Here is a 20,479-nt window from a genome sequence, read left to right on the forward strand (position 1 = left end):
GACTGTTATGGATGCTGGTTCCGGATGCTGTTGCTCATGAATGGAGGACGGGATTAAGCGAAAGATGGGCGGAAAGAAGTAGGGCTTCCGGAGATCGGGGGGGAGGTGATCTGCCGGAAGCCCAAGATAGGTTGGTCTGAACAAACGCCCCGGATACGCACATAAACGGCCATGGAAAGGGGGGGGTATTCCATGAACCTGCTGCGGTTCCGGTATTCAGATCCCGTTACAGACTTTGGTCAGAATTGTTGGGGGGGGTGAACGCCTGATCGCTGGCATCCTGACCGCCGTCTGCAGATCCCTGTATGCATAGGGCGTGCCAGTTTTGTTGTTGCTGCAATGATTAATTCACTGCTCGTAATCAGGGGGAATCTTGTAAGGTTTTGCCGCGACTGTATCCCGCATTTTGTCGGCACATGTTCCAGTGTGCGAAAGTGCACGTGCGAAATCGCTCAGTGTTCGAAACCGCACATCACTTTTGCAGTCGCCTGTGCAGGGCGAAGCGGGAAATGCCGAGATAGGCGGCTGCCTTGCTCTTGTTGCCGTCAAAGCGGTCAAGCGCCTTCTGGACGATGGCGGTGGTGAGCGCCTCAAGGTCGATGGGAGCTTCAGGCAGTTCCAGATTTTCTATATCCAGCGGAATTGTTCCCATGCTTTCCGCTCCGCAGTGGAGACTGCGGTCCATGTTCAGGAAGGCGATGTGCTCGGGTTTGAGAATTGGGTCATCATTCACGAGCACGGCCCGTTCTATGGTGTTTTCAAGTTCCCGCACATTACCGCGCCACATATGCCGAAGCAGCACGTCCATGGCCTCGGAGGATATGGATGTGAACTTTTTGCGTTTTCTCTCTGCCTGTCGTTTGAGGAACAGTCCGGCAAGGGCGGGTATGTCCTCCTGACGTTCCCGGAGCGGAGGAATGACCAGATGGCCGACTTTCAGTCTGTGGTACAGGTCGCGGCGGAAGTGTCCGCGTTCGACCTGTCCGGCAAGGTCTATGTTGGCTGCACAGATGACGCGGGCTCTGAATTCCCGTTTGCGGATGCCCCCGACGCGGTAGAACGTGCGCTCTTCCAGAACACGCAGCAGCTTGGGTTGCAGGGTGAGAGGCATTTCCGCCACTTCGTCGAGGAACAGTGTGCCACCGGCTGCAAGTTCAAGTTTGCCCGGCGAGCCACCGGCACGGCTGCCCGTGTACGCGCCTGCTTCGTGTCCGAACAATTCGCTTTCAAACAGCTCGTGGGGGATGGCGGCACAGTTGATGGCCACAAAGGGATGCTCACAACCGCTCTCGCCGAAATGGATAAGGCGGGCGATGATTTCCTTGCCGGTGCCGGTTTCTCCTTCAATGAGAACCGGAACGGAGGGATCGTTGTGAAACATGCGGGCATCGTTCATGACCCGCTCGGTAGCCGGTGACTGTGATACCACGGTTCCTATGCCGGATACTTCGCGCAGCAGGGTGCGTGCTTCGTCCAGATCGCGCCGCAGGGTGCCGGCCACCTCGTTTACACGGGAATCCAGATGCTGTCTGAGGTCACGGTTTTCTGAGAGCAGCGCCTGATGTTCGGCGCTTCGCTCCACCACCGCCGCAAGTTCTCGGGCGTTGATGGGCTTGTTCAGATAGTCATAGGCCCCGTGCCGCAAAGCACCCACCGCCGTTTCCATATCCCCGTGACCGGTTATGAGCACAACGTCACACGTTTCGGTATCCGGCGAGCCCTTCAGTTCCTTGAGCAGCGTCAGGCCGTCCATGCGCGGCATGCGGATGTCCGTTATGATGAGCGGATACCGGTTGCGTCTGGCTTCTTCCAGAGCAAGCTGCGGGTCGGTGAACGGTGCAGGTTCGTGACCAAGATCGCTGAGAACAATACGCAGGCTCTGAAGGCTTGTGGTGTTGTCGTCAACTATCAGTATGCGCATCCGTGTCTCCCGCTGTGGTATCCGCTGCGTGCAAGGTTATGATAAAAGTGGCCCCGATTCCCTGCATTGTGGGAAGGGTGGTTATCTCGCCGTGCCATGCTTCCACGAAGGTGTGAACAATGGAAAGCCCGAGCCCCATGCCTGACCCCGCATCCTTTGTGGTGAAAAACGGATCGAAGATGCGTTTTTCCAGCCCCTGTAATCCGGGGCCGTTGTCAGCCACCCGCAGGCGCAGGGAGCCGGATTCGGTCTGCTCCGTGACGATGCGGATCCATTTTTCCGTCTGGCGTGCAGCATCTATGGTGTCCAGCGCATGCATGGCGTTCACGACCAGATTGATGACAACCTGCTCCAACTGCACAATGTTGGCAAGGGCGCACGGGAGATCCGGAGCAAGCTGCAGATCAAGCTGAATACCGTGTGCCTTGAGCTGCGCACCCACAAGTCCCAACGCCCGTTCCACGGCCTTGTTCAGGCTGGCCCTGCCGATGGGCGGAGCATCCTGCTGCATGACCAGCGAACGCATGTGCGCGATGATTTCCTGAATATTCTCCGCTTCGCGGAGTATCCATCCTAGCCGTTCCAGCAGCGTATCCTGCGAAATGGCGTGTTGTTGTTCCACCAGAAGCTCAAGACCGCTGGCGTAGAGGCGCAGTGCTGAAAGCGGCTGGTTAATCTCGTGCGCAATGCCTGCCGCAAGGGTACCCATGGCTTCCAGTTGCCGGGCACGGTTCAGCTGCTCGGTTACCCGTTTGCGTTCGGTTATGTCTTCAAGCAGCAGGATAATGGAATCAACCGCGTTGGAGGCATCTCTTGTCGGACATGCCGTAATGCGCAGCGTCCGGATACCCTCTTCTTCCTTGGGGTCGTCAGGGCGGAAGAGGCGGCAGGAGAATTCCATGTCCCGCGCTCTGCCATAGATGAAAACCGACCGCAGCAGGGATTCAGGATCTGCCTGTCCGGGAGATGCGCCCTCTGCCGTTTCGGTGCGTTCGGCGATATCCGGCGGGCACATGGCGGCAAAGAGCTCGTCGGCCTGCGGCAGGTTGGCAGGGCCGTGCCTGTCGTGGATGAAGATGCCGAACCATTGGGAAAAAAGTGGGTTTGCGGCTGTTATGCGCATGTTCCGGTCCACCACGGCAATGCCCACCGCAAGGTTGTCGGTGATGGAACGGTAGCGGGCTTCAGATATGACCAGCGCTTCCTGAACCTGCTTGCTCTGGCTGATATCAATGCCGAGCTTCAGTACCAGCGGAGAGTTGTCCTCATCCGTGAAAGGATAGGAATAGATGCGGAATGCCTGACCGTTGGCAGGATTGGTCCACTCGTAGATGGAAAGGCTGCCGGTGTCGAACACGTCGAATGGCGGGCAGGTGGGGCAGGGGGTGTTTCTGCCTTTAAGCGTTCTGTAGCACGGCTGGCCCGGATGAGAGCCGAACAGTTCCCGGAAGGTCTGGTTGTGGTACCTGAGGGAATAGTCCGGTGCGATAAGGCTGACAAAGGCGGGCAGCCTGTCGAGCAGGCCGAGCAGTCTGTCGCGTTCTGCCTGCACCGCACGTTGCCTTTCCATATCTGCGGGCGCAAGGCTGAGCGTGGCTGTAACGGTTTCGCTGCCGTCCGGCAGCATAACCGGGCGCGGGCAGACCTGCACCTCCGCACTGTGTCCTGTGGGGGAATGCAGGCTGAGGGTGTACGCTTCGAAAATACCCCGCTCCTGTTTACGCATCTGGTCTGCAAGTATGGCCGGAATGGGCTCGGCGCAGAGTATCCTGGTCAGCGCCTGCAGGATATCCCGCCGCGGGATGCCCAGCAGCGGGCAGAGAAAGGAGCCTGCATACCCCAGATCCAGCGCGTTGCTGCCGGCGGCGGAGTCGCTTATCTGGCGCAGGAAGCGGAGCACCTGCGGAGGCGGCGTGGCCTCGCACTGCGTATGAGGCTGCGGGTATCGTTGGGACTGCATGTTGTATGTGCTGCGGGGTAATAGTGTTGTCGGGCTCTGTTGCCGCGCTCTGTTGCCGCACTCTGTTGCCGCGCGTCTTCTGCGTCTGGTGCTCCTGCAGATATGCCATGGTACACGCGGCAGCAGTGACGGGATGATGCGGTTTTTCGGCCCATCGGTCAAAAGCAAAATGGTGTTTTCAGGGGCGCAGAAAAGGCTGTCCGGCGGTGAGCCTTGTTTCTTGAGGTGCGCACTGTGTAAGCTGTGAGTTTCGCCCGGTTCAGGGTGTCTCACCTTCCGGCTGCGAAAGGCTTTTCATGCTCGTGTCCATGACGCTCTGGGTGTGTCTGAGCACGGTATCTACATGCATTATGGCAGCTTCGGCCCGTTCGCGCTCTCCGAATCGCAGGGCTGTTATACACTGCTCCACGGTGACGGAAAGTTCCAGCGCGCCCACGTTGCGTGCGGCCGTCTGCAAGGCCTGTGCAGCGCCGATGGCGACTTCAGTGAGTGTCAGGTCAAGGCGGGGGGATGATCCCCGCAAAGTTTCGCGGACACTGAGCATCTGGTCGGCCGAATCGGCCAGAAACGCCTGCCATATTTCACGGACAAGGGTCACATCGCCATCCATGCGTTCCAGCACTCCGGCCGTGTCCAGTATGGGGTGCAGCAGTCGCTGCTGGTCCGGCGGGGGCAGGTCTTCCGCCGGAGAAGCATCCCGATGGATGGCCCTGTTAATGGCTCTGTAAAATCGGGCGGCATGGATGGGCTTGGCAATATAGTCTGTCATTCCGGCTTCGAGAAACCGCTCCCGGTCACCTTTGAGAGCGTGCGCGGTAACCGCGATGATGGGAATGTCCTGCGGTACGCCGTCCGCAATGCCGGAACGTATGCGGCGCACGGCCTCAAGGCCGCCCATGCGCGGCATCTGGATGTTTGTGAGAACAAGGTCGAACCGCTCCTGCGCAAGGTGCGCAAGCATTTCCAGCCCGTTGCACGCGGTGACACAGGTGTGCCCCTGCTTTTCCAGCAGCAGGCGCAGGAGTTTGCGGCTGACCAGATTGTCATCCACGGCCAAAACATGCAGATGTTTTTCTACAGGCAGCAGGGGTGCGCCGGTTTCGCGTTCCGGCTGGGGCTGGTCGGTCGGGGCCAGCCGTGCGGTAAAATAGAAGGTGCTGCCGTGGGCCACACGGCTTCTCACCCATATGGCGCCTTCCATCAGTTCGATAAGTTCTTTGCAAATGGCAAGTCCCAGACCGGACCCCACCTGATCCTGCGGCCCCTCCCTGTCCACCTGCCGGTAGCGCTCGAAAATGCTTGTCTGCCGGTCTTCCGGTATGCCCATGCCCGTATCACGCACGGAGAACAGCAACTGCAGTGTGCGCTGCCTGCCCGGAGCGTGAGGGATTGCCGGTCCCGTGGCATCCTGCACGGTGTTCACTTCCACGGAAATACCGCCGCTGGCTGTGAACTTAATGGCATTGCCCAGCAGGTTCAGCAGAATCTGCTGCAGGCGTCCGGCATCGCCCACCATGGCCTTGGGAACGTCCGGGGCAATGCGCCACTCAAGTTGCAGTCCCTTCTTTTCCGCATCCGGCCGGACCGTGCGCACGGCTTTCGAAACGCACCCTGCAAGTTCGAAAGGGCGCTCGGTGAGCGAAAGTTTACGGGCCTCGATGCGGGAAATATCCAGCACGTCGTTGAGAATGCTGAGCAGATGCTCTGCGGAATCCAGCACTGTGGAAAGATATTCGCGCTGCTCCGTGGAAAGGTCTGTATCAAGGGCAAGATCGGTCATGCCGACAATGCCGTTGAGCGAGTTGCGAATTTCGTGGCTCATGTCCGCGAAATAGCCGGATTTGGCAAGGTTATCCTGCTCGGCCCTGCGCCGGGCTTCGTCAAGGTTGCGCTCCGAGCGGTGTTTGAGCAGGGCTATTTCGATGGTGGAATGCAGCTCCCTTTCCTCGAACGGCTTGATGAGAAAGCCGAAGGGATTGGACGCCTTGGCCCGTTCCAGCGTTGCTTCATCCGAATAGGCGGTAAGATAGATGACCGGAATGTTGAGCTTGCCCGTGATGATGCTTGCGGCCTGAATGCCGTCCATCTCGCCCTTCAGGCGGATATCCATGAGGACAAGGCTCGGCCGCAGTTCGGATGCCTTGCTGATGGAGGTTTCTCCGTCGGCGACAATGGCCGGGACAGCATAGCCCAGGCGTTCGAGGGTACGCCTGATATCCAGTGCAACGATCTGTTCGTCATCCACAACCAGGATGGAAAGGGACATGGTTCCTCCGTTTGTGGGCGCAGGGGGCATTGACGGGGGGAGTGCGCCGGAAGCACCGGAACGGTGCATCAATTCTACAGGGCATGTATGCTACAAAGCATGGAATATTTCAAGCAAGTTCAGGTGATAAAGAAATGTGAGCGTGTTGACGAACATATTGTGTTGTGTCACTCTCGCCGCTGGTGTTTGCCACCTGAATGAGGGGGATGTTGCATGAAACGTCTGGGAGCATTGCTGGCTGCGGCTGTCTTTTGTTTCGGTGGGGCAGCATCGGCGCAGGCCAGAAACCTGGGCGACCTGCTGCCGGAACTGCTGGAAAGGCATGAGCGCGTGCTGGCCAAGGACAGCCAGACGAAAGCTGCCGCGCATACTGTGGATGTGAGCCGTTCCGGCTGGTTCCCCAGACTGGATGTGACGAGCGATGTCTCCAGCGAGCAGATAGAGCGTCCCGGAAGCCAGCCGAACGATTATACGTCCCGCGAGCGGAATATGCAGAGGGTTCGCGGAACCCAGCTGCTCTATGATTTTGATGCCACCACGCTGCGGGTGGAGCAGTCCGAGAGTCTGCTGGAACGCAGCAGGCTGGAGCAGGTTTCCACCAGACAGGATCTTTTGCTGGAAGGCATTGGTGCCTATCTGGATGTCTTCAAGGCCTACAAAAGGCTGGAATATGCCACCCGTTCTGAAGAACGCATAAAGCAGCAGACCGGCATAGAAGAAACGCTGGTGCAGCGCGGAGCGGGCGTTTCGTCCGACGTTCTGCAGGCCAAGCAGCAATTGCTGGGGGCCATGGCGCTGCGGGTGAACATAGAGGGCGAACTGGCCCGCGCCCGTGCACGCTTTCGTTCCCTGTTCGGGTATGCACCCGACATGGCGGAAATAAACACCTTTGAAAAGCCCGTAGTCCCTGCCGATCTGCTTCCTGTTTCCCCCGATGATGCCGCTGTGGCTGCCATAGACGGCAGCCCGCTGCTTAAAGCTGCCGATGCCACCGTGCAGGCAAGCGCCAAGCAGGTGGACATTGACCGCACCCGCTTTTACCCCAATTTCAATCTGTTCGCAGAGGCCCGTCGGCGTGAGAATGACACCGGCGATTTTGGCGTGCGCGAGGATTCCTCCGTCGGTGTCGAGATGCAGTGGAATCTCTTTTCGGGCTTCGGGGACGAGGCTCAGCTGAGCGCTTCCCGTGCTTCGGAGGCACAGGCCCGCTATACGCAGGCTGATATGCGCCGCACGGTTGAAGAAAATGTCCGCGTAGCGTGGCAGGACCTTCGCACCAGCCGCCGCAATGCCAAGCTGTTGAGGGAACAGACGGAGATTCTCGGTGAGTTCATGGATATGGCCAAGCGCGAACGCAAGCTCGGCACCCGTTCCCTGCTGGACGTGCTGGTGGCTGAAGTGAACTACATAAACGCCGTGAGCCTTGCACTGGCAGCGGAAACAGACGCCATCCGCTCCGGTTACGCAACACTGCACGCCATGGGCAAGCTCGATCTTTCCTTGTTTGCAAACCGCTGATACATATCACAACGTGAAAACGCCCTGCAGGTTCCATTCTGCAGGGCGTTTTGTATTGGTATTTGTGGTTGTTAACCGCCGAAATAGCCGGGGCTGATAACCGAAAGGGCTTCGGTGTACTTGCTGCGCAACAGCGCGAGCTTGCCGCCTACGGCCTTTTCCTGAGCAGCAATGTCCAGAGAGCACTCGGAAGAGAGCTGGGTGTTGAGCATTTCGATTTCACGAACCGTGGACTTGATGAGGTTCAGTGTGTCTTCAAAGCCTGCCTTGTTTTCTGCCTTGGGGGCCTCGGCGAGAATATCGTACAGGCGGGCTTTCCAAATATTCAACTCCATCTCAACGCCTTTGCAATAGCTCTGAACAGCGGCTTCACGTTGAGCGTCGGTGCTGCACCCTTCGATGGCAGAGCAACTCTGGCAGGGACCGGGGTAATCCATGTTCGGCATATCATCCTCCAATGGTTTGAATGCGAAGATGCCGTAATCATAGCATGTCGGCCGGATGGTAGAATTATAATCATATGGTCCCCGCCTATTGCAGCAGCATGTCGCGGCAGCCTTGCTTCAATGCCCCGGCAAGGTCGCGTATGAGCGTGGTGCCAAGGCTCCATTGGTGCCAGTAGAGCGTGATGGATATGTGCGATTGGGGGGCAAGGGGCAAAAGCTCGCCTCGTGTGGTCAGCGGCAACCCTTGAGGGTGCGGTACCATGCCGTAGGCAAGGCTTGCGGAGATGAGTTCGACAAACTTTTCTGTGGATGGCACGTAATGGGTGGGAAATTCTCCCGGCATCACGTTCCACGCCTGTGCAAAACGGCAGTGCAGCATATCCTTGCGGTTGAAGGTGACCGCAGGAGCCTGCCGAATCCCTTCTGCCGTTACGCCGTGAGGAAACCACCTTCGGGCAAATTCCGGCGTGGCGAGGCACTGGTATTCCATTCTGCCGAGACGGAAGCAGGAGCAGCCCTGAATGGGGTCCGGTCTGGTGCTGACGCAACCGGCCACCTTGCCCGCGCGCAGCAGGTCGTGCGTCTGTTCCTGATCATCCGTATACAGGTCCAGCAGAACATTGTTTGCCTGCAGAAAAGGATGCAGGGCAGGCAGGAACCATGTGGCGAGGCTGTCTTCATTGATGCCCAGCGCAATCATGGGAACACTGTCCGACGAGGGGAGCAGGTCGGCAAGCAGGTCGGATTCCAGATGGTAGACCTTGCGAAAGTGCGTGAGCAGGCGCTGGCCCGCGGGCGTGGGCCTGACGGGGGTGGACCGTATGAGCAAGGCTTGCCCCACAGTGTCTTCCAGTGCGCGGATGCGTTGCGAGACAGCAGACTGCGTAATGTGCAGCCTGCCTGCGGCCTTGTCGAAGCCGCCTTCTTCCACCACCGTGGCCAGTGCTTCCAGTTGTTTGTAATCCAGCATGTCTAATTATAAGTAAAACTTATTGGATAGTAAAATAATAAGTTTTACTTGTTTGTATAGGGAGTCTAAACAGGACTGACGCAGCGCCGCAGGGCAAATCTGGCTGCGTTTCCGGAGAGAACATGTTGGGAACATATATACAGGGCATGGGCATGGGAGGCAGTCTTATCATTGCCATTGGCGCGCAGAATGCCTTTGTCTTTTCACAGGGGGTGCGACAGAATCATCCTCTGACCATCGCACTGCTGTGCAGCCTGTGTGATGCCATTCTTATCTGTCTTGGCGTCACCGGCGTGGGAACGGCCGTGGCTGCCAATCCGGTGCTGGGGCGCTATGCCGCCCTGTTCGGTGCTGCCTTTCTATTCTGGTACGGGCTCGGGGCCATGCGGTCCATGCTCCGTGGGGGCTGCCTGAAAGATGATGCCGCCTGCGAGTTGACCACCCGGCGTTCGGCAGTTGCGGCAACGCTGGCGGTAACCCTGCTCAATCCACACGTCTATCTGGATACTGTTGTTCTGCTGGGCGCGGTGAGCGGGCAGTATGTGGACGATGCGCGCTATGTGTTCGGCGCGGGGGCGGCAACGGCATCCTTTCTGTGGTTCTTTTCGCTTTCCTTCGGTGGCAGGATGATGGCTCCGTTCTTTCGTTCCCAGACCGCATGGAAGGTGCTGGATGGCGTGGTATGCCTCACCATGTGGTATATAGGTACCGGACTGCTGATGCGGGGACTTGCCTGAGTTTTATACGTCGCCAGTCGCCGGAGAGTCCTGCCACCGTCATATTGCCGTACGAATGTTGCAGGCAGGCGACGTGCAGAATCGTGCAGAATCGTGCAGAACCGGGCAGAACTGGGCAGAACCGGGTGGAACAGGGCGGGCATCAGACCTGCAGGCAGTCTGAAGATGAAAGCGGAAAAGGAGAAACAGCGTGCCTGCGGTTAGTCGCAGAGAGAGATCAGGGTGGCGGAAAGCCGGTCGCCATCCATATACGGTTCGCTGTCATCGTTGACCAGCGGCAGTTCAAGAACCGAAATGCCACGGGCGGCAAGGGCATCCCTGTTCAGGGTACCTTTGTATCGCCCGTTTTCCTTGTCCAGCAGAATGATGTTCAGAACATCGCTGTCGGCAATGGTTTCGGGTGAATCGCTGCGCAGGGTACGCAGCAGGCGTTCCACCTGTGCAGGCAGATCGTGCCCGAACAGTTCAGGGTCTGCGCCCGTGTTGGGCACAAAGACCTTGGGGCAGGGGTTGGCGGCAATGGCCGTGCCTGTGCCGTGGGGCAGAAGCGTGGCAATGATGCTGGAATAGAAACTGCCCATGGGGTAGCAGATAAGGTCTGCCCGCCGGATATGCGCCGCCGAGGTGTCGCAGATGGGGGTGGTGATGCGGCTGGCGCTCTGCAGCGAAGGCGTGAGCCAGATATCCTGAATGGCGCTCCGAATGGGCGGGAATTCCTTGCCCGTGAAACGGTGCTGGCCCACCAGCACTTTTCCGTCGGCAAGGCGCACGGCCAGATGTCCGTTGCAGTCCACAACCGGAAGCACGGTGCCGAGAACGTTCAGGAGGCGCGAGAAAAAGTCTATGGCAGGGGTGAAGCGTTCCCTGTTTGCCAGAAAGGCTGCGGCAAGCACCAGATTGCCGACGCTCGCGCCGTGCAGGTCAAAGCCGGATGGCATGAGCTCGGCAAATTGCCTGAGCTGCCGGCAGATAGCCTCGCGCCGCGCAGCAGGCAGAGGCCGGAACAGAGCATGCGTACCATCGGCAAGGCTCGCCAGTTCTTCGGAAAGCAGTTCGGGGGATGCCTTGGCATGCAGCCGGTGGGAGAACAGGTCGAAAATGGCCTGATTGTCCGGAACGGACTGGTCTGCAAGGGCCATGAGGCGGCTGCGGATATCACCAAGCGCGGGAATGTTGAATGCTTCGCGTATGGTTGCTGAACTGCCGCCGGAATCGAACGGCGTGATCAGGTGCACCGTGTTGTGCGTGTAGTGCGTAATGGCGCGGGCAACATCCCGCAGTGCCGAGCCGCCGCTGAAAAAGAGAATGCCGGGTCCATGCTCGGGCGCGCCTGTGTGCCGCGCCAGTTTGGTCTGGTCCGGTATGGTGGCGGGCGCCGGCGTAATAAGCTGTTTCCGTGTCTGCATGGTGTTGTGTGTCGGCTCGTTTCTCACTGTATGGGGCTGGCTGTGTCTGCCTTCCCCTGCTAGCCCGGTTATTCCGGTATCACCTGATGCTGTTCAGGACATGGTCGACGTAGAGGGAGGCCGCATCCATTCCCGAGGAATCGCTGATGCCTCTGAATCCGCCAAATGCGGAAACCTCGAATACATATGGTCCGGCTTGGGTTAATGCCACATCCACACAGGTGAAATCCAGACCAAAAAGCGACTGCGCCCTGTAGGCGAGGTCCAGTATCTCCTGCGAGGGTTCAAAGGGGGCGTAACGTCCGCCGCTGGCCGTGGTGGTGTTCCACGAATCGTTGGTTTTGCAGCGGGCGTAGGTGGTGAGATACCGCCCGCCGAGAAAGACCACACCGAGATCTTTGCCCTCCTCAAGATCAACGGCTTTCTGGATGTACATGAGCCGGTATTCGCGGGCGTAGCGTTCAACAGCTTCCCGCGCATCCGGCCCGTGTTCCAGCATGAACATGCCGCGGGCCTTGGATGTATACAACGGCTTGAATACCGCGCGACCGTATTCTTTGACAGCGTCCAGAGCAAGCCCGATGTTTTCGGTAATGGTGGTGGGTGGCATGGGAATGCCGCCCGATTGCAGCGTTACCGTGCAGGAAAGTCTGTCGAGCACCCGTATGACCTTGAGCGGATCGGAAAACACAGGCATGCCGCGTTCTTTGAGAAAGCGGAGTATTTCAAGCCTGTCCAGCAGGTCGGGGGAATACCGCGCACCGATTTTCTTGATGATAAGGCCGTCCAGTGCCGAAATATCTTCGCCTTCATACAGGCACCGGCCGGAGGGAAGGTCCAGCCGCACCTTGTCCATTTCGACAAGCAGCCTGAAGCCGGTCTTTTCGGCAACGGCATCAGCAAGCCGCTCGGAAGACCAGCCTCCGCGTGTGCCGACAACGCCTATTTTCATACGCTTCTCCTCATACATTGGCAGGTGAGATCAGACTGACATCAAGCCCGGCTCAGTAGTAGAGAACATCCCTCGGCAGCCGGAAGGTGCGCCACGGCAAGTCCTTGTGCGTGATGATCTTGTCCATGAGGAACTGCGCCCGCATGTACATTTCCTTGGCAAAGGTGAAGTTCAGCTCGTAGCGCGTGGACGTGTAGAAGGAACGCGCAAGGGCGAAGGCAAGCCGCGCCTCGTAGGTTTCATCGCTGTTCTGTTTTGCATATGCGGCGGCGAACTGGTCGAATTCATGTATGGCCCTGTTCAGGCGTGTGCGCATTTCCGGCTCGAACACGGGCATGCGGAAGTTGGAAACCATGAAGACGGAAACGTCCTGCACGTAGTCGAAGTCTCTTGAGCGGTGCAGGTCTATGTAGCGTATGGCCTGCTGCGTGTGGTCATACACCACGTTGTTCACGTTCAGATCGCCGTGGATGAAGACGGAGAAGGGGGCGCTGAGTTCTTCTTCCAGCTCCTCGCATTCGTCCAGCAGATCGTATGTGGACAGGATGCGCGTGGTGCCGACACCCATTGAATCGCGCACCAGTTCGGGGTGCACTTGTTGTATGGACGACATGCGGGAGCGCAGCTGCGCCATGTAGTCAACGGATACCGGCGTGTTGCGGCGGGTCTTGTCCCATACTTCGCGCAGGGTCTGAAAGAGGATGAACAGGGCGTTGTTCACCAGCTCCTCGTCGCCTGTGAGCAGCACCTCGTCCAGTGTGCAGCCACGAAGGAATTCGACCAGCAGCGAGGCATTGGCTCCCTCTTCATGGTACCCGTAGATCTGTGGCACAAGGTTGGGAAAAATGGTGCTCCAGCGCTCTATATTTGCCCTTTCCTTCCTGACCTTGGCGATGGTGCCTTCCTTGTAGATGGAACCGAGCTTGTTGGCCTGCTCGCGTATGGTGCCGCCCTTTTCGGGGGCCGCGTCCACCCTGCCTATGCGGCAACCCGAGCGGGTTCCCCATATGGCCTGAAAATCTATGTCCTGCAGGGAACCCTGAAAGCCGGAGCTGGTCAGGGTGCGCTGCAGCGCCTCGAACTGGGTTATCTTGATCTTCTCGCCGATGATGCTGAAGATGAGCGCCTCGCCCACATTGAGCAGGGAGTCGCCGATGCGCTCAAGGTAGCGGTAGATGAAGATGACCGTGATGTGGTTGCGCGCGTCGCGCCCGCTGCCCATTTCCGCCAGCACGCGTTCGAACACATGCTTGTACATGGTATCAAGTTCGTATTCCGCCTTGCATATGGCAAGGGCGTTGTGCAGCTCTTCTTTTTCCATGGTGGGCAGAATGCGCCGTATGGCCCCCTGTATTTCGGAGAAGATGGGCAGGTAGTCGGTTTCCTGCAGGATGGTATGGTCTGAGAGATAGCCCATCTGGCGTACGATGCAGACACAGAAGTCCGCAATGCGCTCAAGGTTGACCGTGATGGCCAGAATGGAGCGGATGCGGTTTATCTCACGCTTGTCGAGCTGCTTGTCCGTGTGCAGGCGGGAATAGCACTTGTTCTCGATGATGTTCTTGAGGTTGTCTATGTAGTCGTCGCGTGTTTCGATCTTTTCCAGCAGCGGACGCGAGGGAGAACGCAGAAAGGAGAGGGTGGCATTGATCTGCCCCTCAACTTCCAGAATGATGAACTTGAAATTCTCGCTCAGACCTTCAAAGGTAATCATGTGTTATCCGGTGGTTACAGAGAGAGTACTCCCTTCTGTCTTATGGCGGTTTTCCTTCCAGCCTATCTTGATGGTCAGTTTGCTTGAGTTGCCGGCCTTGCGTGCCTTGACGGAAAATTCCAGCAGGCCGTTGGGGGCAAGGTCGATTTTGTCGCCGTGCGCAGCAAGGGTGACTTTTTCATTTTCGAATCCCTGAATCAGGGATTCCAGAAAGACCTTGATGGATTGTGTATCCTGTATGGATTCGAAAACGAATTTTTCTTCAGGCATAATGGTCCTCTCCGGTTATACGCAGATGCAGATCAGAAACCAGCCAGCCGTTCCCTGTAGCAGCGGATGACGGAAGGGCGGTCCACCGCGCCGGAAACAAGCTTCTTTCGTATGTTCAGGTCATCCCACGGCGGCTGAAGTCCTATTTCGCGGCCGCACTTTTCCATATCCTGCTGTTCGGCAGGGCGGGTTTTTTCACCCATGTGACAGTCATCCCCCATGAAGATGAGCAGTTCGCGCTGCGCGCCGTTGCGCGAGCGATTGTGCTGGTTCACCACTTCTATGAGAAAATCCGTGTACCGCTGCGACTGCGGGTTCCAGACCTCGTAGCCGTCTACATCATACCCGCGCAGCAGAATCGGCCAGAACTGTTCGGGGTGCGGTATGACAATGCCGCAGCCAAGGCTCCTTGCTTCCTCGATAATTTCCGACGCCCTGTAGAAATAGTCCAGCGGAAAACCGCGTTTGACGGATTCTTTTACCTCTTTGATGAAGGCCTGGGCGTGGTTGATGAACAAGTGGCCGAAACGGGGGCGCATGCCGTCTGCAAAATCGCGCAGCAGTTTGTTCTTGATGGATGCGGGATCTATCCTGTCTCTGTTTTCATCCAGCAGGCGTTCCAGCTTGGCTGCCAGCAGGGTGACAAAATCAACTACCTGTTGTGTGGCACCTGTTTCACGCGCAGCCTTTTCAAGTCGCTCGGTGTGGGGCGTGCTGAAAGAGGCAAGAAATTCAAACAGCTGGCTTGAGCGGTATTGAAAGGTATGATCCAGCATGGCCTTGAAGGTATGGGCCTGCTCAAGCCGCGAGTTATGGAAATGGAAAAGCAGCTGCACCTTCTGGTTGAACTTGCTGGCGTAGCAGTCCACTTCCACTCCCGAATAGTCGTCGTAGGACATGAGCACGTTGTGCTGCGTGGGAATGATCAGTTGCTCACGCACGCCGGGGAACATGGTTTCTATACGCTTGCGGCACAGGTCCATGGGAACGAATTCCGGATGCCAGTGGCATGCAAGCAGGGTGTCCTGCCGGTTGAAGATCTGGGGCGGGTTCTCTATCTGCTGCCGTTGCCAGTCGGAAAGTTCCGTGGAGACGATGCTTGAGAAAAGGAGCTGATCGTCTTCCGTGACAGCAGAAGAGAAGGCTGAGAGGAGTTTGTCGGTATCCTCGCAGTACCGTGCGGTGGGAGAGGGTGAGGGCTGCTTGTTCATGGGGCCTACTTGTACCGCTGGTGGCAGTCGGTTTTTACGTGATTGAGGGCATCTACGGCATCGTGCATTGCGGCGATGTCCGCAGAGGTCCAGGCCTTGAGAAAGCGCTCCAGCGCGGCGTTGTATGGTGCATAATATTCGGAACCGGCATCTTCGTATTGTGTCATCTGCCGCGATTGTTCCTCAAAGGCCCGCACGGCATCGACCGGGGGCAGGGTGCCTGCATGCACTGCGCGGTATATGGCCTTGTAGCTGGCCTGCAGCTCGTGTTTGAGGTTGCTGTACCGCGGGAGAGGGGGGCCGGAGGAAGGAGCACCAGTGGATGGTGCGCCTGAGGACAGAGCATGTGAGTACGGTGGTCCGGAAGACGGTGTTGCTGATGACTGTGCCGCTTGGCAGGCTTCCGGCGCATCGTCCGATTCGATACAGCCGTGGTCGTTTCTGTATTTGAGCTTGAGGCTTACGAGCCCGTAGTCGTCTTTGACGCTTATCTGCAGTTTGCGGAACGCAGCAAGAGAAGGGAGGTGATGGCCGTCTGGCTGACTATCTGGATGGTCATTGGGCTCTTTCCCTTCCAATGCATCGGCAATGGCCCTGAACAGGGCGGGCAGCTCATCGCGGGTGCATTCCAAAACGTGTTTCCTGCTCATACATACCTCGTTGCAAAGGCGGTTCCGTTCTGCGGCCAGCCATTTTAGCGCATGAGCGAGTCGTGTCAATGTGCAAGCGTAGCGCGGATAGATGCAGGAAATACGGCGAGGCAACAGTCCGTGTTTGCGTGTAGGCAGGCCATGAAAAAGGCCCCCGCAGAAGCGGGGGCCTTGGATAATCCGGGTGTGAATCGGGATTAGGCGTAGTAAGCGTGGCTGTCGACCAGAAGAGGATTGTCTTCCAGTTCTTCCAGGAACTTGTCTGCGCGTTCTTCCTGATCCGGCACATTGATGTCGGAGTGCACATACTCGCGGTAACCGGTACCGGCGGGAATGAGGCGACCCACGATGACGTTTTCCTTGAGGCCGCGCAGCGCGTCCATTTTGCCGCGCAGGGAAGCCTCGGTCAGCACCTTCGTGGTTTCCTGGAAGGATGCCGCGGAGATGAAGGAAGAGGTGGTCAGCGATGCCTGAGTGATACCCAGAACCAGCGGTTCCGCCTTTGCAGGCTGGAGACCTTCTGCCACCAGGCGCAGGTTTTCGATACGGAATTCCTGCTTGTCCACCTGCTCGCCGACGAGGAAGCTGGATTCACCGGTGTCGATGACGGTAACCTTCTTCAGCATCTGGCGCACGATGATTTCGATGTGCTTGTCATCGATACCAACGCCCTGGAAGCGGTACACGTCCTGAATTTCTTCGCACAGGTAGTTGGCGAGGTACTTCTCACCCTTGATGCGGAGAATGTCGTGCAGTTCCGGCTGGCCTTCGGTGAGCTGTTCGCCCGCTTCCACGAAGTCGCCTTCGGTAACGGTGATGTGCTTGCCCTTAGGTACCAGATATTCCTTGGCATCGCCGATTTCGGGAGTAACCTTGAGCTTGCGTTTACCCTTGGTTTCACCTTCGAAGGAGACAACACCGTCGATTTCCGTGACAACTGCCAGATCCTTGGGCTTGCGAACTTCAAAGAGTTCCGCAACGCGGGGAAGACCACCCACGATGTCCTTGGTCTTGGAGGTTTCGCGGGGCTTACGGGCGATGATGTCACCGGCGCTCAGTTCCTGACCGTCGCGGATCATGAGAATTGCGCCCACGGGCAGCTGGTAGACGGCGGGAATGCTGGATTCGCCGCGCATCATCGGGGTGCCGGTCTCGTCGCAGATGGACACGGACGGACGCAGGTTCGTGGTGCGGTACTCGATGATCGTACGGGTCGCCATATGCGTGGCTTCGTCGATCTTTTCCTGGAAGGTCTTGCCGTCGATCAGGTCGCTGAACTTGACGGTACCCTGCACTTCGGAAACGAAGGGTTCGTTGAAGGGGTCCCATTCGGCAAGAACGGTGCCCTTCTTCACTTCCTGACCGTCCACGACGTTCAGGCGCGAACCGTTGGGCAGAATGTACTTTTCGCGTTCACGGCCCTGTTCGTCGACAATTCCGAGCTGGCCGGACTTGCCGAGCACGAGCATGTAGCCGTCGCGGTTGGTAACAGCCTTGACGCGGGACATGACCACGCGGCCGGTATGCTGCGCTTCGATGTTGGAGCGTTCAATTTCACGCGATGCAGTACCACCGATGTGGAACGTACGCATGGTGAGCTGCGTGCCGGGTTCACCGATGGACTGTGCAGCGATAATACCCACGGTTTCACCGGTGTTGACCAGCTGACCGCGTGCAAGGTCGCGTCCGTAGCACAGTGCGCACACACCATGTTCGCTTGCGCAGGTAAGTGCGGAGCGGATGGTGATGGTGTTAATGGCGTACGCGTCGAGCTTTGCCGTCACCTCTTCATCAATGAGGGTGTTGGCAGGAATGAGCTCTTCCTTGGTCTCGGGGTGGAACACGGGGTAGAGCAGTACTCGGCCGAGGCAACGCTCGGTGAGGCGCATCTTGATTTCGCCGCCCTTGATAAGGTGGCCCAGTTCCAGACCGTCGACAGTGCCGCAGTCGTGTTCGCCGATGATAACGTCCTGAACAACGTCAACCAGACGACGGGTGAGGTAACCGGAGTTTGCCGTCTTCAGTGCGGTATCCGCAAGACCCTTACGAGCACCGTGCGTGGAGGTAAAGTACTGCAGCACGGAGAGGCCTTCGCGGAAGCTTGAGGTAATGGGGGTCTCGATGATTTCGCCGGAGGGCTTTGCCATCAGACCGCGCATACCGGCCAGCTGACGCATCTGGTCCTGGTTGCCTCGGGCACCGGAGTTGGACATCATGAAGATGGAGTTGAACGTCTGGTTCACTTCCTGCTTGCCGGTCTTGGGGCAGGTGAGGGTTTCCGTGGAGATGGACTTGATCATCTCGTTGGAAACGTCCTGAGTGGTCTTGGTCCACACGTCAACGATCTTGTTGTATTTTTCCGTACGGGTGATGATACCTTCGCGGTACTGGCGTTCGATATCGTCAACCTCGTCCTGCGAACGCTGGATGATGCCCTTCTTGCTGGCAGGAATTTCAAGGTCCTTAACAGCAATGGTTACACCGGCGCGGGTGCCGAACTCGTAACCGAGGTTCTTCAGGCTGTCGCACAGAAGAACGGTTGCCTTGATGCCGCACTGACGATAGGCGGTGGACACCAGACGGGCGATGTTCTTCTTGGTCATGACGCAGTTCACATGCTCGAAACCGAGTCCTTCGGGAAGGATTTCGGAAACCAGCACGCGGCCGGGCGTGGTAGCTACCAGCTCACCGTTGGGCATGCGCACCTTGACGCGGGCATGCAGGGAAACCTGACCATGATCGTATGCGGTAACAACTTCCCACGGGCCGCAGAAGTACATGCCTTCGCCCTTCTCGAACGAGCGCTCAACGGTCATGTAGTACAGACCGAGAACGATGTCCTGAGAAGGCACGATAACGGGCGAACCGTTGGCGGGCGACAGGATGTTGTTGGTGGACATCATGAGCACGCGGGCTTCGATCTGGGCTTCCACGGAAAGGGGCACGTGCACGGCCATCTGGTCACCGTCGAAGTCCGCGTTGTATGCGGAGCAGACGAGGGGGTGCAGACGGATTGCCTTGCCTTCCACGAGGATGGGCTCAAATGCCTGGATGCCGAGTCGGTGCAGCGTGGGAGCGCGGTTCAGCAGAATGGGGTATTCGCGAACCACTTCTTCCAGAATGTCCCATACGACCAGTTCTTCACGCTCAACCATCTTCTTTGCGCTCTTGATGGTGGAAGCAAGTTCCCTTTCTTCGAGCTTGGAGTAGATGAACGGCTTGAAGAGCTCCAGAGCCATCTTCTTGGGAAGGCCGCACTGGTGCAGCTTGAGGTTCGGACCCACAACGATAACCGAACGACCGGAGTAGTCAACGCGCTTACCGAGCAGGTTCTGACGGAAGCGGCCCTGCTTACCCTTGATCATGTCGGAAAGGGACTTCAGCGGGCGACCGTTGGTACCGGTGATGGCGCGGCCGCGACGACCGTTGTCGAAGAGCGCGTCAACTGCTTCCTGCAGCATGCGCTTTTCGTTGCGGATGATGATGTCGGGCGCACCCAGCTCCATCAGTCGCTTCAGACGGTTGTTACGGTTGATGACGCGGCGGTACAGGTCGTTCAGGTCGGAGGTGGCGAAACGGCCGCCATCGAGCGGAACGAGAGGACGCAGTTCCGGCGGAATGACCGGAATAACTTCCATGATCATCCACTCGGGCTTGTTATCGGACTCGATGAACGCTTCAACAATCTTGAGGCGCTTGGTGAGTTTCTTCTTCTTGGTCTGAGAGCGGGTGGACTGGGATTCCTCGCGCAGGGTGGCGCGCAGTTCTTCCATGTTCAGTTCTTCCAGCAGGCTGCGTACAGCCTCGGCACCCATACCCACGGTAATGGCGTCTTCGCCGTAGTGGTCGAGCACCTGGAAGTACTGATCCTCGGAAATGACCTGCATCTTGGAGAGCGAGGTCTGGCCGGGATCGAGAACTATATAGGAATCGAAGTACAACACCTTTTCAAGGTCGGCCATGGTCATGTCGAGCAGGGTACCGATCTTGGAAGGCAGGGTCTTCAGGAACCAGATATGTGCAACGGGTGCGGCCAGCTCAATGTGGCCCATGCGCTCGCGGCGTACTTTGGAAGCAATAACTTCAACGCCGCACTTTTCGCAGACGATGCCGCGGTGCTTCATGCGCTTGTACTTGCCGCAGTTACATTCGTAGTCCTTAACGGGACCGAAGATCTTGGCGCAGAAAAGGCCGTCGCGTTCAGGCTTGAACGTACGGTAGTTGATGGTTTCCGGCTTTTTAACTTCGCCATAAGACCATTCGCGTATGCTCTCCGGGGAGGCAATGGAAATCTGAATGGCCTTAAGGTTGCGAATGTTGGTGGTCTGGGTGCTGGTGCCCCGGACAGTGAAAAGGTCGTCTAACGTCATGGTTGATACCCCACCCAAATTTGGTTTGTATGCGGGTTTCGGGAACCTGTATCTGTATATTCAGAATCGGGCCTGCGACCTTGGGATG

General features: G+C 57.8%; 14 protein-coding genes. 2 read left to right on the top strand and 12 right to left on the bottom strand.

Annotated elements, in window-relative coordinates; translation table 11 throughout:
• Positions 1–472 precede the first annotated feature (472 nt).
• From HUV30_RS05340 to HUV30_RS05350, 3 genes are all read right to left on the bottom strand, one after another.
• The gene (locus HUV30_RS05340; protein ID WP_174404388.1) at positions 473–1,921 is read right to left on the bottom strand and encodes a sigma-54-dependent transcriptional regulator; all 1,449 of its coding nucleotides are present in this window, start codon (positions 1,919–1,921) and stop codon (positions 473–475) included.
• The gene (locus tag HUV30_RS05345; protein ID WP_174404389.1) at positions 1,902–3,881 is read right to left on the bottom strand and encodes a PAS domain-containing sensor histidine kinase; all 1,980 of its coding nucleotides are present in this window, start codon (positions 3,879–3,881) and stop codon (positions 1,902–1,904) included. The genes HUV30_RS05340 and HUV30_RS05345 overlap by 20 nt, the downstream gene beginning before the upstream one ends.
• A 259-nt stretch (positions 3,882–4,140) precedes the next feature.
• The gene (locus HUV30_RS05350; RefSeq protein WP_243452079.1) at positions 4,141–6,147 is read right to left on the bottom strand and encodes a response regulator; all 2,007 of its coding nucleotides are present in this window, start codon (positions 6,145–6,147) and stop codon (positions 4,141–4,143) included.
• A gap of 213 nt (positions 6,148–6,360) precedes the next feature.
• Here HUV30_RS05350 and HUV30_RS05355 point away from each other — a divergent pair, with 213 nt between their 5' ends.
• Positions 6,361–7,665 carry a TolC family protein gene (locus HUV30_RS05355; protein WP_174404390.1) on the top strand — a complete coding sequence of 435 codons (1,305 nt, stop codon included), beginning with the start codon at positions 6,361–6,363 and terminating at the stop codon, positions 7,663–7,665.
• Positions 7,666–7,736: 71 nt separating this feature from the next.
• On the opposite strand, the gene HUV30_RS05360 is transcribed toward HUV30_RS05355, so the two are convergent.
• Positions 7,737–8,111 (bottom strand): hypothetical protein, encoded by a 375-nt coding sequence (locus HUV30_RS05360; protein WP_174404391.1) that lies wholly within the window; start codon positions 8,109–8,111, stop codon positions 7,737–7,739.
• Between the two features lie 85 nt (positions 8,112–8,196).
• Positions 8,197–9,081 carry a LysR family transcriptional regulator ArgP gene (locus tag HUV30_RS05365; protein WP_174404392.1) on the bottom strand — a complete coding sequence of 295 codons (885 nt, stop codon included), beginning with the start codon at positions 9,079–9,081 and terminating at the stop codon, positions 8,197–8,199.
• Positions 9,082–9,203: 122 nt separating this feature from the next.
• Between HUV30_RS05365 and HUV30_RS05370 the strand changes: the two genes are divergently transcribed.
• Positions 9,204–9,818 carry a LysE/ArgO family amino acid transporter gene (locus HUV30_RS05370; protein WP_174404393.1) on the top strand — a complete coding sequence of 205 codons (615 nt, stop codon included), beginning with the start codon at positions 9,204–9,206 and terminating at the stop codon, positions 9,816–9,818.
• Between the two features lie 200 nt (positions 9,819–10,018).
• Here the strand turns inward: HUV30_RS05370 and HUV30_RS05375 are convergent, their stop codons facing one another.
• The 7 genes from HUV30_RS05375 to rpoC all read right to left on the bottom strand — a co-directional run bounded on the left by HUV30_RS05375 (position 10,019) and on the right by rpoC (position 20,391).
• The gene (locus tag HUV30_RS05375; protein ID WP_174404394.1) at positions 10,019–11,224 is read right to left on the bottom strand and encodes a GAK system CofD-like protein; all 1,206 of its coding nucleotides are present in this window, start codon (positions 11,222–11,224) and stop codon (positions 10,019–10,021) included.
• A 79-nt stretch (positions 11,225–11,303) separates the two neighbouring features.
• On the bottom strand, positions 11,304–12,176 hold the full coding sequence (locus HUV30_RS05380) for a GAK system ATP-grasp enzyme (RefSeq protein WP_174404395.1): 873 nt from the start codon (positions 12,174–12,176) through the stop codon (positions 11,304–11,306).
• A 52-nt stretch (positions 12,177–12,228) separates the two neighbouring features.
• Complete coding sequence (locus HUV30_RS05385; RefSeq protein ID WP_174404396.1) at positions 12,229–13,890, bottom strand: phosphate signaling complex PhoU family protein; 1,662 nt, start codon at positions 13,888–13,890, stop codon at positions 12,229–12,231.
• Between the two features lie 3 nt (positions 13,891–13,893).
• Entirely contained in the window at positions 13,894–14,160 is a 267-nt protein-coding gene (locus HUV30_RS05390; protein ID WP_174404397.1) for an amphi-Trp domain-containing protein, read from the bottom strand.
• A 32-nt stretch (positions 14,161–14,192) separates the two neighbouring features.
• On the bottom strand, positions 14,193–15,371 hold the full coding sequence (locus tag HUV30_RS05395) for a hypothetical protein (protein ID WP_174404398.1): 1,179 nt from the start codon (positions 15,369–15,371) through the stop codon (positions 14,193–14,195).
• 5 nt (positions 15,372–15,376) lie between these two features.
• A complete protein-coding gene (locus HUV30_RS05400; RefSeq protein WP_174404399.1) occupies positions 15,377–16,021 on the bottom strand; it encodes a GAK system XXXCH domain-containing protein in 645 nt (214 codons plus the stop codon).
• A 197-nt stretch (positions 16,022–16,218) separates the two neighbouring features.
• Positions 16,219–20,391 carry a DNA-directed RNA polymerase subunit beta' gene (rpoC, locus tag HUV30_RS05405; protein WP_174404400.1) on the bottom strand — a complete coding sequence of 1,391 codons (4,173 nt, stop codon included), beginning with the start codon at positions 20,389–20,391 and terminating at the stop codon, positions 16,219–16,221.
• Positions 20,392–20,479 lie beyond the last annotated feature (88 nt).

Origin of the sequence: Desulfovibrio subterraneus, from assembly GCF_013340285.1 — a bacterium.
GTDB classification, from domain to species: Bacteria; Desulfobacterota; Desulfovibrionia; order Desulfovibrionales; family Desulfovibrionaceae; genus Halodesulfovibrio; species Halodesulfovibrio subterraneus.

What these genes read in the sequence shown, in the direction of transcription:
- HUV30_RS05365 (WP_174404392.1), bottom strand. Translation starts at nt 9,081, where the DNA reads ATGCTGGATTACAAACAACTGGAAGCACTGGCCACGGTGGTGGAAGAA.
- HUV30_RS05395 (WP_174404398.1), bottom strand. Translation starts at nt 15,371, where the DNA reads ATGAACAAGCAGCCCTCACCCTCTCCCACCGCACGGTACTGCGAGGAT.
- rpoC (WP_174404400.1), bottom strand. Translation starts at nt 20,391, where the DNA reads ATGACGTTAGACGACCTTTTCACTGTCCGGGGCACCAGCACCCAGACC.
- HUV30_RS05345 (WP_174404389.1), bottom strand. Translation starts at nt 3,881, where the DNA reads ATGCAGTCCCAACGATACCCGCAGCCTCATACGCAGTGCGAGGCCACG.
- HUV30_RS05370 (WP_174404393.1), top strand. Translation starts at nt 9,204, where the DNA reads ATGTTGGGAACATATATACAGGGCATGGGCATGGGAGGCAGTCTTATC.
- HUV30_RS05385 (WP_174404396.1), bottom strand. Translation starts at nt 13,890, where the DNA reads ATGATTACCTTTGAAGGTCTGAGCGAGAATTTCAAGTTCATCATTCTG.
- HUV30_RS05360 (WP_174404391.1), bottom strand. Translation starts at nt 8,111, where the DNA reads ATGCCGAACATGGATTACCCCGGTCCCTGCCAGAGTTGCTCTGCCATC.
- HUV30_RS05375 (WP_174404394.1), bottom strand. Translation starts at nt 11,224, where the DNA reads ATGCAGACACGGAAACAGCTTATTACGCCGGCGCCCGCCACCATACCG.
- HUV30_RS05350 (WP_243452079.1), bottom strand. Translation starts at nt 6,147, where the DNA reads ATGTCCCTTTCCATCCTGGTTGTGGATGACGAACAGATCGTTGCACTG.
- HUV30_RS05400 (WP_174404399.1), bottom strand. Translation starts at nt 16,021, where the DNA reads ATGAGCAGGAAACACGTTTTGGAATGCACCCGCGATGAGCTGCCCGCC.
- HUV30_RS05340 (WP_174404388.1), bottom strand. Translation starts at nt 1,921, where the DNA reads ATGCGCATACTGATAGTTGACGACAACACCACAAGCCTTCAGAGCCTG.
- HUV30_RS05390 (WP_174404397.1), bottom strand. Translation starts at nt 14,160, where the DNA reads ATGCCTGAAGAAAAATTCGTTTTCGAATCCATACAGGATACACAATCC.
- HUV30_RS05380 (WP_174404395.1), bottom strand. Translation starts at nt 12,176, where the DNA reads ATGAAAATAGGCGTTGTCGGCACACGCGGAGGCTGGTCTTCCGAGCGG.
- HUV30_RS05355 (WP_174404390.1), top strand. Translation starts at nt 6,361, where the DNA reads ATGAAACGTCTGGGAGCATTGCTGGCTGCGGCTGTCTTTTGTTTCGGT.